Genomic DNA, 12,903 nt, shown 5'->3' with positions numbered 1-12,903 from the left:
AAGAGATGACAAACGAAATTATTATAAAAGGTGCTAATGAGCACAATCTAAAAAATATTGACATTACTATTCCCAGAGATCAGATGGTGGTTCTTACCGGCCTGTCCGGGTCGGGAAAATCCTCCCTGGCCTTTGATACCATCTATGCGGAAGGGCAGCGGCGGTACATGGAGAGCTTATCCTCCTACGCCCGGCAGTTTTTAGGACAGATGGAGAAACCGGATGTGGATTATATCGAGGGCTTGTCACCAGCTATATCCATCGATCAGAAGACGACGAGTAAGAACCCTCGTTCTACGGTGGGAACGGTCACAGAGATTCATGATTATCTGCGTCTGATGTATGCCAGAATCGGTATTCCACATTGCCCAATCTGTCAGCGGGAAATCAAGAGCCAATCGGTAGACCAGATCGTAGATAGTTTAATGCTGTTAGGCGATGGGACTAGAGTGACCATGCTGGCGCCGGTTATCCGGGAGCGGAAGGGCGAACACGAGAAAATTCTGGAACGGATTCGCAAGGAAGGCTTTACCAGAGCCCGAATTGATGGTAAGCAGGTCAACATAACAGAAGAAGAGGTCAAGTTGGAAAAGACCTTTAAGCATACCATCGAAATCGTGGTGGATCGAATCGTCATTAAAGAAGGTGCAGAAAGCCGGCTGGCAGAGGCTACCGAGCTGTCTATCGCCCACGGAAATGGCCTGGTGGTCACTCAGATTCAAGAAAAGGATCAGGAAGAAATCTATGATCGGATATTTTCTACAAAGCTGGCCTGCCCGGAACATGGCGTGAGTATTGAGGAGCTGGAACCGAGAATGTTTTCCTTCAACAGTCCTTTTGGGGCTTGCCCGGAATGCAATGGTTTAGGTTTCACTCAGCGCATCGACCCGGAGCTGATTATTGAGCAGCCGGAGTTGAGTATTATAGAGGGATGTCTAAGCAATATTTTTGCTTCCATGGATGTGACTGGCAGCTTCTACCGGCAGATGGTGGATGCTTTAGCCGAAGATCACGGGGTGGACCTAAATACACCATACAACAAGCTTCCTGCCAAGTTCAAAAAAGAACTGCTTTATGGTACAGGCAGCAGACATCTGAAATACTATTATAAGAGTAAGAATAATAATTCCGAATCTTATCGGGATCACCCTTTTGAGGGCGTTATCAATAATCTGGAGAGGCGGTATCAAGAGACCAATTCTGAATATATGAAAGACCGGATGCTGCAATACATGCGCATCACCCCTTGTGAACAGTGCGGCGGTAAGCGGCTGAAGCCGGAGGTGCTGGCCGTAACCGTAGGCGGCAGGAATCTGGCCGAACTGTCGGATATGCCAATTCGGGATGCCATCGCTTTTGTATCAGGATTGAAACTGACCAGCAAGGAAGAAATGATTGCGCATCAGATTCTCAAAGAGATTAAGTCACGCCTGGGTTTCTTAGTGGATGTAGGGCTAGATTATTTGACGCTTTCTCGGGCTTCTGGCACCTTGTCCGGCGGCGAATCCCAGCGGATTCGGCTGGCCACTCAGATTGGTTCCAGTCTGGTAGGCGTGCTGTATATTTTGGACGAGCCTAGTATCGGTCTTCATCAGAAGGACAATGAAAAGCTGTTGAAAACCTTACGGCATTTGACGGACATCGGAAATACACTGTTGGTGGTAGAGCACGATGAAGACACCATGTATGCGGCGGACCACGTAGTGGATATTGGTCCAGGTGCAGGTATTCACGGTGGTGAAGTAGTAGCCCAGGGCAGCATTGAGGAAATCAAAAAATGCCAGCGGTCTCTGACGGGTCAGTATTTATCTGGGGCTAAGGTCATTCGGGTGCCGGAGAAGCGGAGGGAAGGCAATGGTCTGTCTATTCGCATCACCGGGGCCAGGGAAAATAACCTGCAAAATGTAGATGTGGATATTCCTCTGGGAAAACTAGTTTGTGTTACCGGGGTTTCCGGTTCCGGCAAAAGCAGTTTGATTAATGAGATTCTCTACAAAGGTTTGGCAAAAAAGATTTACCGGGCCAAAGACCGACCGGGAGCTCACGACGATATTCTGGGTATGGATAACGTGGATAAAATCATCGACATCAATCAGGCGCCTATTGGACGGACGCCTCGCTCCAATCCGGCTACGTATACAGGGGTGTTTACCCATATTCGAGACTTGTTTGCTCAGCTGCCGGAATCTAAGGTTCGAGGATATGAAAAGGGCCGTTTCAGTTTTAATGTAAAAGGCGGACGATGTGAAGCCTGCGGAGGGGACGGCATCATCAAAATTGAGATGCACTTCCTGCCGGATGTATATGTGCCTTGCGAAGTCTGCAAAGGCCGAAGGTATAACCGGGAGACCTTGGAGGTCAAGTACAAGGGAAAAAGCATTTTTGATGTGTTGGATATGAATGTGTCTGAGGCAGCGGAATTCTTTCAGCATATTCCTAGCATCTCTCGACAGATGGAAACCTTAGAGGAGGTGGGGCTGGGCTACATTAAGCTGGGCCAGCCATCCACTCAGCTGTCAGGAGGCGAGGCTCAGCGGATTAAGCTGGCTTCGGAGCTGTCGAAAAGAAGCACCGGCAAGACCATGTACATTTTAGACGAGCCTACTACCGGGCTACACTTTGCTGATGTGGACAAACTGATTCAGGTGTTGGAAAAGCTGGTGGATGCAGGAAATAGTGTGGTGGTCATCGAGCACAATCTGGAAGTCATCAAGATGGCGGATTACCTTATTGATTTAGGTCCGGACGGCGGAAACCGGGGAGGCACAATTGTCGGTACTGGAACACCAGAGGAGTTGGCCGCTAATAAGGATTCTTATACAGGGGCCTTCTTAAAGAAACTCCTATAACAGTGGAAAGTCACTTACCAGGAAGGTGTCTAAACAGCCAGTTGTTGGAATTCCCCCTTTACACTTGGAGTTTAGGGTGGCATAATGGAGAAAAGCATCGGAGCCCCCTGCCTTAACTAGGTGCAGGGGCTTCGGTGAATTTAGCAGCTCTTTAAGAGAGGCTGCTAAATAAATGATAGGAAAACGGAGGAACATCCCATGACAAAGGGACTTAACCTGACCATGCTGACAGACTTTTACGAGTTGACCATGGCAAATGGATATTTTGAGACAGATATGGCTAATGACATCGCCTACTTTGATATGTTTTTCAGAAAAATACCGGATGGCGGCGGGTTTGCCATCATGGCTGGGCTGGAGCAGCTCATCGAATATCTGAAGGATTTATCCTTCTCCGAGGAAGATCTTCAATATCTGCGAGGCAAAGACATGTTCAGCGAGGAATTTTTGGACTATTTACGAAGCTTTAAATTTACTTGTGACGTGTGGGCTATTCCGGAAGGAACCCCCATCTTTCCGGGTGAACCGCTGGTGACGGTCAGAGGACCACTCATGCAAGCTCAGTTTGTGGAAACCATGGTTTTACTGTTGATTAATCATCAGAGTTTGATTGCCACCAAGGCTAATCGTATTGTCCGAGCGGCTAAGGGGCGGGGAGTTATGGAATTCGGCACCAGGCGCGCCCATGGAGCTTCAGCGGCAGTACTGGGCTCTCGGGCGGCTTATATCGGAGGTTGTATCGGCACGGCCTGTGCCATATCCGAACGGGATTACGGAATTTTGGCCCTGGGGACTATGGCTCACAGCTGGGTTCAGATGTTTGATGATGAATACCAGGCTTTTAAAAAATATGCAGAGATTTACCCAGACAACTGCGTGCTGCTGGTAGACACGTATAACGTGCTGAAATCTGGCGTTCCTAATGCCATTCGCATTTTCAAAGAAATGAAGCCGGAGAAGATGGGGATTCGTATTGACAGCGGAGATGTGACGTACTTGACCAAGCGGGCCCGAGCCATGCTGGATGAGGCGGGGTTGCAGGAATGCAGCATTGTAGTGTCGAATTCTTTGGACGAGTTCATTATTCGAGATGTAATTTTAGAAGGAGCTTGTATCGATTCCTTTGGGGTTGGCGAGCGATTGATTACTTCCAAATCCGAGCCAGTGTTTGGCGGAGTATATAAGCTTTCCGCTTTGGAAAAGGACGGAAAGATGATTCCTAAAATAAAAATCAGTGAGAATGTGGGCAAGATTACTAATCCAGGATTTAAGACAGTATATCGTCTTTTTGACAAGGATACCAACCGGGTTATCGCTGACGTAATCACTTTGGATGGTGAGACCATTTCGGAGGACCAGCCTTATGAGATCTTTGATCCGCAGGCTGTGTGGAAGCGGAAAACTATTGAGAATTTTTATGCGAAGGACCTCCATGTACCAATTTTTAAAGCAGGTCAGTGCGTGTATGAAAGTCCCTCCATCGATGAAATCAAGGAATATTGCCGTCAGCAGATCAGCACCCTGTGGGACGAACTGCTGCGGTTTGAGAACCCGCAGATTTATTATGTAGACTTGTCGCCAAAGTTGTGGCAGACAAAGCACCAGCTTATTGAAGCCCACCAGAACTTTTAAATATCACATAAAAAATACCCGCTTGTTGTATCAGGTCAATAAACCTGGGCAACAAGCGGGTATTTTTATAGGCAGAAAAGACTTAGTCTAACACTAGTGAAGGGGCGGCATATACTCTTGCGTTGAACTCGTTGTCCAACATATAGAGGCCCTTAGGATCCCCTGCAAATAATTCGAATTTCTTTATATTATCGCCAGCATTCTTTTCTTCTTCGCCTTGTTCCTTAACAAACCAGTCGAGAAACTGCATCGTACGGAAATCTCTACTCTGGTAAGCTGCTTCATAGATGGTATTAATGGATTCTGTCACGTACTGCTCGTGCTCTAAAGCCTTTGTTAAAGGCTCTTTAAAGTCGGCGTAACTATTTTCAGGAGCTGCAATTTCTGTTAGAGTAACCTGCGCCCCATTGTTTAATAAGTACTGACGGAATAACAGGGCATGATCTCTTTCTTCCTGCATTTGGATAACAAACCAGTGTTCAAAGCCACTGAGATTCTGATCCGCATAATAATTTGCCATAGCCATATAAAGGTAGGCTGAATAAAACTCCTTATTTACCTGTTCGTTTAATAACCTGGATACTTCTGGGTTTAACATATTATTTCCATCCTTTCTATTATAACTTGAGCAACACTCATATAAGCAAAGTTTCTTCACTTTTGTGCTTTCTTTAATTATATCACAGCCTGTCTTCGGTGAAAATAAAAATTGGAGATATTTTACTTCTATACACCCTTTTGTTGGGTAATATAATTCTTTCTGCGCAGAGGAGATGGCGAACGCAATTTACATATTCTTCACATTTTCTTTTCATTTAATTCACATAACGCTTTTGGAGGCTACACATTGGGGGAGCATAATAGGACCATAAGTTGTTGGAAAATATTGCTGAGAAGCAAGAAGAGAAAGGACTGTAATATGGCGATAGAAGTTTTTAATAGATTCGAAAAAAAATATTTTGTAGGAGAGAAACAGATGATACATGTGCTGGAAGAAATAGAAAAGCACATGACACCAGATAAGAATAATATTGGCCGCAAGACCTACTCCATCTGCAACCTGTATTTTGACACCGCAGATAATCATTTGATTCGTACCTCCCTGTCTAAACCCTTATACAAAGAAAAGGTTCGGCTGAGAACGTACGGGGCGGCAAAGAAGGAAGACATAGCCTTCTTGGAAATTAAGAAAAAGGTGCAAGGCTTGGTAAACAAGAGGCGAACAAAGATTACGGTTCAGGACGCTTTACGTCTTATCGAAAATAGGGGGAAGATTGCGGTGCAGGACTATATGAACGTACAGGTTCTAAAAGAACTATCCTACATGGTGCAGAATTATAAGCTTTATCCAAAGGTAATTATTGCTTACGACCGCATGGCTTACTTTGAAAAAGGTAATGCCGATCTGAGAATATCCTTTGACACCAATGTTCGCTCCCGGCGGGAAAATCTCCGACTGGAAGATGGCGACTACGGACATCTTCTGCTGCCAAGAAATACGTGGCTAATGGAGATTAAGACGTCTAAGGCCATGCCGCTGTGGCTGACTCAACTGTTGGCCGAAGAAGAACTTCGCAGTGTCAGCTTCTCGAAGTACGGAGCAGAATACAAAAAATTTATCCGAATGAACGAAGAGGAAAAGGAGGTTATTTATGCTTAATTCTATTACAGAAAATTTAACGACCACCTTATCCAGTGCTGAAACCACTAATTTAGAGGTGGTGCTGGCCATGATTGTAGCTTTGGGTTTGGGTATTATCATTGCAGCTGCCTATTTAATATCTAATCGATACGCGATGAATCGGAAAAGTTTTTCCATCACCTTGATTATGTTACCAATTATTTTAGCTGTTATTATTCTCTTTGTAGGAAGCAATGTAGCAAGGGCTTTCTCCCTGGCAGGAGTGTTGTCCATCATTCGGTTTCGAAGTGCACCGGGAGATGCTAAAGACATCGGCTATATCTTTTTCGCCACCGCTGCCGGTGTGGGTTGTGGCGTAGGCATGTATCTGGGCAGCAGCCTTTTCGTAGTCTTTATGTCCGCAATCATGTTGATTTTAGAGAAACTAAATCTAGGGGATAATGGCAAATCAAAGAGATTAAAGATTATTATTCCAGAGGACTTGAATTACGAAAATGCCTTTGAAGAAGTCTTTCAGCAATATGCACGCAGACATGTTTTGCAACGGATTAAGACGACGGATTTAGGGTCTCTGTACGAAGCCAGCTATGAAGTAACCTTAAAGGCAGGGACCTCAGAAAAGGAATTTATCGATGAACTGCGGGTGAGGAACGGCAACCTGAACATAACCATGACCCTGGGCGGAGAGTAAAGCATGAAAGCACAGAATGATAGAAGCATAATGGAAATTAAAGTAATTGAGGACGAAAGAGTCAATAGGAGGTACTCCACATGAACAGAGAACTCGTACAGCAGAGTAAAAAGAAACTTATTGCCGGAGCCCTAGCGGGAACCATGATTGTATCAGGATTTGGTATCTCTGTGCTGACCGCAGAAGCGGCGGAAGCAGCAGATGGAAGCAGCAAGTCATCCGCGGTCTTGCTCTCTGAAAAGGATGCCCAGTTGGCAGTCCTGACCCAAGCAGCTGCTGGGGTCAAGGTTTATTCCGACTACACCGCCGGAACGTATCAACAGGTAACGTTAAAGGGAGACAGCATCACCTTTGAGGGCACTGGTGCTACGGTCAGCGGAAGCGACCTGCTGATTCACGCAGGAGGCACTTACGTGCTAAGTGGCACGTTGAACGATGGAGCTATCATCATAGATGATACAGCCGATGAAGAGAACGTCGTGCTGGTGCTGAATAATGCTAAGATTACCAGCAAAGACGGAGCGCCTATTTATGTAAAAAACAGCGGAAAGAATGTGATTATTTCGTTGCCGGAAGGAACTGATAGCAGTGTGACAGACGGAGCCAGTTACACCTACGAATACATCGAGACCAGCACCGACAGCGAAAGCGGAGAGACTTCCTCTCAGCCCACAGCCGCTATTTTTTCTAAAGATGACTTGCGGATAAACGGCAGCGGAAAGCTTACGGTCAACGCTAATTATAAAGACGGAATTGCTGGAAAGGATGACGTGGAAATTGCAGAAGCTACCTTAGTTATCAATGCGGCTGATGATGGCCTTGTCGGCAAAGACAGCGTTGCCATCGCCAGCGGCAGCCTGACCATCAAGGCCGGCGGAGATGGTATTAAATCTACTAATTCTCAGGACACCGCTAAGGGCTATATTGCCATTGCAGATGGAACCTTTGATATCACCAGCGGCAACGATGGCATTCAAGCGGAATCCATCCTGCTGACTTTAGATGGCGATTACACCATTAAGACTGGTGACGGAGCTGCGGCAGCTAGTAAGTCTGCTAAGGAAAATCAGAACTTTCAGGGTGGAGATCGGCAGCAGATGCAGACTCCGAATGGAACGGAAGCGACCAGACCTGCTGATCGGACTAGCAGTGCAGCCATGAACGCAGCCGGACCTCGGCCGGACAATGGCAGTAAGACTAGTAAGATAAATGAACAAACAAATGCAAATAATGGGAATAACAGCACAACAACGACATCAACAGGGAGTACTTCTACGGCGACAGAAGAGAGTGAGAGCATAAAGGCTTTAAAGGCAGGCACAAAAATTGCTATTCAGGGCGGAAACTTCAACATCGACAGCCAGGATGATTCCATTCATTCTAATGATGGCATTGCTATAGCAGATGGAACCTTCCAGCTTGCTTCTGGGGACGATGCTATTCATGCAGATGGCATTCTCAACATCTATGGCGGTGATATCGGCATTACCGCCAGCTACGAAGGCCTGGAAGGTGCGCAGATTAATATCAGCGGTGGGGACATTGATTTAGTAGCCAGCGATGACGGCATCAATGTTTCCGGTGGCAACGACAGTTCTGGATTCGGCGGATTTGCAGCTGGGAACAGCGGCGGAATGACAGAACCAGCCACAGGGGCTACAGCAAAGACATCAAATACTAGTGCCGCCGCTGAAACTTCGGTAAGCGAAACCACGACGACAACGGCGGACACCAACTCCTCGGCTGTGAATTCAACCTTGCATATCAGCGGGGGAAAGATTAATGTCGATGCAGATGGAGACGGCATTGACATCAACGGCTCCGGGTACATGACCGGCGGCACGGTAGCCGTAAACGGGCCCACCAACAACGGTAACGGCGGTTTAGATTATGACGGTGTATTTGAGGTGACAGGGGGAACCCTGGTGGTCACTGGGTCCTCGGGTATGGCGCAGGCCCCTTCTTCGGGCAGTACGCTGAACTCCGTAGCCACTGCCGTTACCACTCAGGCAGCAGGCACCGAAGTGAAACTGGTGAGCAGTGACGGCACTACGGTTATGACGTTCACACCAGAAAAAGAGTTTTCCCATGTGGTTATCAGCTCCTCTGTTATCGAGACAGGCAAGACGTACAAGATCATGGCTGGCAGCACAGAACTGGCTAGTTTTACGTCAGATTCTGTCGTCACCAATCTGTCTGGCGGTGATATGGCCGGAGGCTTCAACGGAGGAGGAATGGGCGGCAGCCCCGGGCAACAGCCCGGTAACCCGTCAAAAGGGAACATGACAGCTCCTGAAAACAACGGGGCCACTACTACAGGGCAGTAATAGTGGGACCCCGGAGGGCTCTGACCGTTTTGCTTGTCCAGTGAGCTGCTGGCATAAATGCTGCTTTTCTTTTGACACAGATGAATTAATGGTGTAAATTTAGGACTAGATGGTATATAATGTTATCATATTACAAGATAATTTAGGAGGTAATGAGATGGCTTTAATTACGTCAAAAGAGATATTTGCAAAGGCTTTAACAAAAGACTATGCAGTAGGCGCATTTAATGTAAATAATATGGAAATTATACAGGGGATTGTGGATGCGGCCAAAGCAGAAAATGCACCGCTGATTCTGCAAGTATCAGCTGGGGCTAGAAAATATGCTCGTCCGGCTTATTTACTAAAGCTGGTAGAGGCTGCTATAGAGGATTCGGGATTAGATATCGTTCTGCACCTGGATCATGGGGAAGATTTTGAGATTTGCAAGAAGTGTGTAGATGACGGCTTTTCTTCTGTGATGATTGATGGATCAAAACATGATTTTGAAGAAAACATTGCACTGACTAAACAAGTGGTGGAATATGCTCACAGCAAGGGTGCGGTAGTGGAAGCTGAGCTGGGCAAGCTGGCTGGAGTAGAAGACGATATCAAGGTGGATGTTCGTTCTGCTACTTTTACCGATCCAGAGGAAGCTGCTGAGTTTGTACAGCGGACCGGGGTGGATTCCTTGGCCATCGCCATTGGCACCAGCCACGGAGCCTATAAGTTTAAGGGGGAACCGTATCTGGATTTTGAACGGCTGAAAAAGATTCATGAACTGATTCCGAATACACCCCTTGTCCTTCACGGAGCATCCACGGTTCTGCCAGAGTTTGTTGCCAAGTGCAACGAATATGGCGGCAATATTCCGGGAGCACAGGGCGTACCGGAGGAGATGATTACTACGGCGGCTAAGTATGGTATCTGCAAGGTAAATATCGATACGGACCTGCGGCTGGCCATGACGGCAGAGGTGCGGAAGTTCTTGGTGGAAGCACCTGAAGAATTTGACCCGAGAAAATATCTGGCACCGGCTAGAGATGCTATCCAGCGCATGGTGCAGCACAAAATTAAAAATGTACTGAACGCTTCCGGTCAACGGTAGAACGCAGCAAAAAGAGGATTCTCCAAAGGGAGAGTCCTTTTTGCGCATTTTTGAGTTGTTCCACCTGCTTGCTCGTTGCCTTATTCGTCGAATCCGTTTAGAAGCTGTCCGTAGTCACGTACATCCTCTTCTTCCTCTTCCCCATTTGGAAGGACGGCAGACATGTTGTTCAGCATGCTCAGCATAGGACCCAGATTCTGAGCCATCTTTTGGAGACCACCTATTTTTTTAAAGCTTTCCATAAGGGATTCGAGGGTATCCAGGTGTTGCTGGGGGCGGCCTTCAGGGAATAAAGGTTTGGCAGTATGTATGGAGTCTTCGATGGTATGGGCAATGTTGCCCTTGACCAGAGGCTCGTGAGCCAGTTCGTTCAGATGGTTGATCCGGTCCAGGGAAGAGACCGTATGATTAAGCCGGTCTAGTACCTTTTCCAGCTGGAACGTATCAAAATGGTTTGGAAAATGGTTGTTCTCCTGATATAAAAGAAGAAAGAGAACAAAGGTGACCACAGGATTCATAAACAGTACCTCCCAGGTGAGACAGTCTCTCTGCTCATAAAATGATATGCTTTATAATATGCAATAATTGGGCTGTTGGTGCATATAGTATAGAGAAAATATCAAATATGGAGGGCATGTGTATGAATATAGATGACAAAATGTTGAAGGACCTAGCCGGGCAAATCGGCATGGGCGGGAAGAGCCCCCGGAGTACGTCCGATATGATTTCGGAAGCGAAAGAAAATTATTCTGGGAAAAGTGACGATCAGCTGTTGCAGGAGATACTTAAATTAAAGCAGGTATTGAAAAAGGACAGAAAGGCTTTTGACAAGCAGATGGAGATGATTAAATCATTGAGACCGATGATGTCGCCAGAGCAGCGGAAGAAGCTGGATGGATTGCTGAAAATGCTTGACGAATAAGATGCAAAAAATTCCCCTTTTGCCGGCAGATGGTGCAGGCAAAAGGGGAAAATTGTTTTTGAAATCAGTTTGGTGTCATCAAGTGAAACTAGTTTCCCGATGGGGTGGTGATAATTTTTTGGATGACTTCCTCTGGAGTCGCATTGGCAGGAATAATGAAGTTACCCGCCTTGATTTGAGAAGCGGCATTCATCTCAGTCAAAAGTGTGTTGAACTGACTGACGGAATCAAATAAACCTACATCCACGAACCTTTGGGCGATGGTGTTGGTCGATTCGCCGTAATTGATGTAGATGGAGTAGGGTGATTCACTGTCACCACCGGTGCCGCCGTTAGTAACTGCTCCGCCACTGGTGCCGTCTCCCACGGGAACGGCCAGGCCAAAGTTGGTGTTGACTTCCTCTTTTTGAGATTGAGCAGCCACAAAAGCTGGATAGTCCATGATATTTCCAATGCTGGCCCAAATGACAAGACTTGCGGCTAGAACGATAAAACAAGCGGTCAATATATCGCTGGTATCATATAAGATATCCTTAATTTTTCTCATAACAATTCCCCCTAAGTTTTCTGTAAACAGTATATACAAATAATTTATCATATTTTAGCGAATAAAAACATAGTTTTTTATTAAATTTTTCTTACGTTGTATATTAGAAGAATATTATGTTATAATGAACTTTGTTAATTGTAACAGCTTCGCTGCAAGGAAAAGTTTATGGAACCATATCTTACCACTGCGGAGAATGGGCGAATATGGAAAGACATGGTATAACGAACGCATGATTAAATTGGTAATAACAGAAAATGAAGATAAGCAAAGACTGGACAGGTTTTTGAAAAAATACTTAAAGAATGCTTCCTTGAGTTACATTTATAAATTGATACGCAAGGATATAAAAATCAACGGCAAGAGGGGAAGTGCCGAGACGGTTTTGGTCCAGGGCGATGAGTTGAGTTTGTATATGACCGAGGAAGACCTGGCTTCCCTGACAGCTGTAAAGAAAGACCAGAAGGCTAAGCGACAGTTTAATATCGCCTATGAGGATGAGCAGTTGCTGGTGGCGGAAAAACCCTTTGGCTTGTTGACACACGGAGATTCCACGGAGAAGAAAAACCACCTGGCCAATCAGGTGATTTCCTATCTGATTGAAAAAGGCGACTACAGACCAGATCGAGAGCGGACTTTTGTGCCTTCTCCAGTCAATCGGCTGGACCGCAATACGACTGGATTGGTGATGTTTGGCAAAAACAGCAGTTCCTTACAGACACTCAACAAGATGATTCGAGAAAAGGGCTATGTGAGCAAGTATTACTTGACTATAGTAGCTGGGGAGTTAAAAGAAGGACTGATTCTTCAAGACAAGATGGAGAAAGACGGTCGTAAAAATATGGTGAGAGTCATGCCCATGGAGGAAGAAGGTGGAAAGGTGATGGAGACCATCGCCCGTCCGCTGATTTGGAAAAATGGGTATACTTTAGTTGAGGTAGAGTTGGTGACAGGCAGAACTCATCAAATTCGAGCACACTTAGCTGGAGCTGGCTATCCGGTTATCGGCGATACCAAATATGGGGACCCTTCGGTGAACCGGAGGATTGAGAAACGATTTAGATTGACAACACAATTCCTTCATGCGTACAAGCTATCCTTTCATGAAGCAGACGAACCGCTCCAGTATATGATAGGGAAAGACATAGAGGGCAGGCTGCCAAAAAATCTGGAAGACATAAGACAGGAATTATTTGATTAGGGGGA

General features: G+C 46.1%; 11 protein-coding genes. 8 read left to right on the top strand and 3 right to left on the bottom strand.

Annotated features, from left to right (window positions below):
* The first annotated feature begins 5 nt into the window (after positions 1–5).
* Positions 6–2,849: an excinuclease ABC subunit UvrA gene (gene uvrA, locus Ami103574_RS13190; protein ID WP_163067432.1), complete on the top strand. Its 2,844-nt coding sequence runs from the start codon at positions 6–8 to the stop codon at positions 2,847–2,849.
* Positions 2,850–3,047: 198 nt separating this feature from the next.
* Positions 3,048–4,481, top strand: coding sequence for a nicotinate phosphoribosyltransferase (locus tag Ami103574_RS13185; RefSeq protein ID WP_163067431.1), 1,434 nt, complete (start codon positions 3,048–3,050; stop codon positions 4,479–4,481).
* An 82-nt stretch (positions 4,482–4,563) separates the two neighbouring features.
* On the opposite strand, the gene Ami103574_RS13180 is transcribed toward Ami103574_RS13185, so the two are convergent.
* Positions 4,564–5,079: a ferritin gene (locus tag Ami103574_RS13180; RefSeq protein WP_163067430.1), complete on the bottom strand. Its 516-nt coding sequence runs from the start codon at positions 5,077–5,079 to the stop codon at positions 4,564–4,566.
* A gap of 321 nt (positions 5,080–5,400) precedes the next feature.
* Between Ami103574_RS13180 and Ami103574_RS13175 the strand changes: the two genes are divergently transcribed.
* The 4 genes from Ami103574_RS13175 to fba all read left to right on the top strand — a co-directional run bounded on the left by Ami103574_RS13175 (position 5,401) and on the right by fba (position 10,228).
* Positions 5,401–6,141: a polyphosphate polymerase domain-containing protein gene (locus tag Ami103574_RS13175; protein WP_163067429.1), complete on the top strand. Its 741-nt coding sequence runs from the start codon at positions 5,401–5,403 to the stop codon at positions 6,139–6,141.
* Positions 6,134–6,814 (top strand): DUF4956 domain-containing protein, encoded by a 681-nt coding sequence (locus Ami103574_RS13170; RefSeq protein WP_163067428.1) that lies wholly within the window; start codon positions 6,134–6,136, stop codon positions 6,812–6,814. Before Ami103574_RS13175 ends, Ami103574_RS13170 begins: the two co-directional genes overlap by 8 nt.
* Before the next feature lie 80 nt (positions 6,815–6,894).
* A complete protein-coding gene (locus Ami103574_RS13165; protein ID WP_163067427.1) occupies positions 6,895–9,141 on the top strand; it encodes a carbohydrate-binding domain-containing protein in 2,247 nt (748 codons plus the stop codon).
* A 157-nt stretch (positions 9,142–9,298) separates the two neighbouring features.
* Positions 9,299–10,228: a class II fructose-1,6-bisphosphate aldolase gene (gene fba / locus Ami103574_RS13160; RefSeq protein WP_163067426.1), complete on the top strand. Its 930-nt coding sequence runs from the start codon at positions 9,299–9,301 to the stop codon at positions 10,226–10,228.
* 80 nt (positions 10,229–10,308) lie between these two features.
* Here fba and Ami103574_RS13155 read toward each other — a convergent pair whose 3' ends face one another.
* A complete protein-coding gene (locus Ami103574_RS13155) occupies positions 10,309–10,746 on the bottom strand; it encodes a hypothetical protein (RefSeq protein ID WP_163067425.1) in 438 nt (145 codons plus the stop codon).
* 122 nt (positions 10,747–10,868) lie between these two features.
* On the opposite strand from Ami103574_RS13155, the gene Ami103574_RS13150 reads away from it, so the two are divergent.
* On the top strand, positions 10,869–11,150 hold the full coding sequence (locus tag Ami103574_RS13150; RefSeq protein ID WP_163067424.1) for a hypothetical protein: 282 nt from the start codon (positions 10,869–10,871) through the stop codon (positions 11,148–11,150).
* Positions 11,151–11,238: 88 nt separating this feature from the next.
* Here Ami103574_RS13150 and Ami103574_RS13145 read toward each other — a convergent pair whose 3' ends face one another.
* Entirely contained in the window at positions 11,239–11,697 is a 459-nt protein-coding gene (locus tag Ami103574_RS13145; RefSeq protein ID WP_163067423.1) for an MltG/YceG/YrrL family protein, read from the bottom strand.
* 196 nt (positions 11,698–11,893) lie between these two features.
* Here Ami103574_RS13145 and Ami103574_RS13140 point away from each other — a divergent pair, with 196 nt between their 5' ends.
* Positions 11,894–12,898 (top strand): RluA family pseudouridine synthase, encoded by a 1,005-nt coding sequence (locus Ami103574_RS13140; RefSeq protein WP_163067422.1) that lies wholly within the window; start codon positions 11,894–11,896, stop codon positions 12,896–12,898.
* Positions 12,899–12,903 lie beyond the last annotated feature (5 nt).

It is taken from the genome of Aminipila butyrica (assembly GCF_010669305.1).
GTDB classification, from domain to species: Bacteria; Bacillota; Clostridia; order Peptostreptococcales; family Anaerovoracaceae; genus Aminipila; species Aminipila butyrica.
Note: the sequence above shows the minus strand (reverse complement) of the source record. Positions and strands in the feature narration are given on the sequence as shown.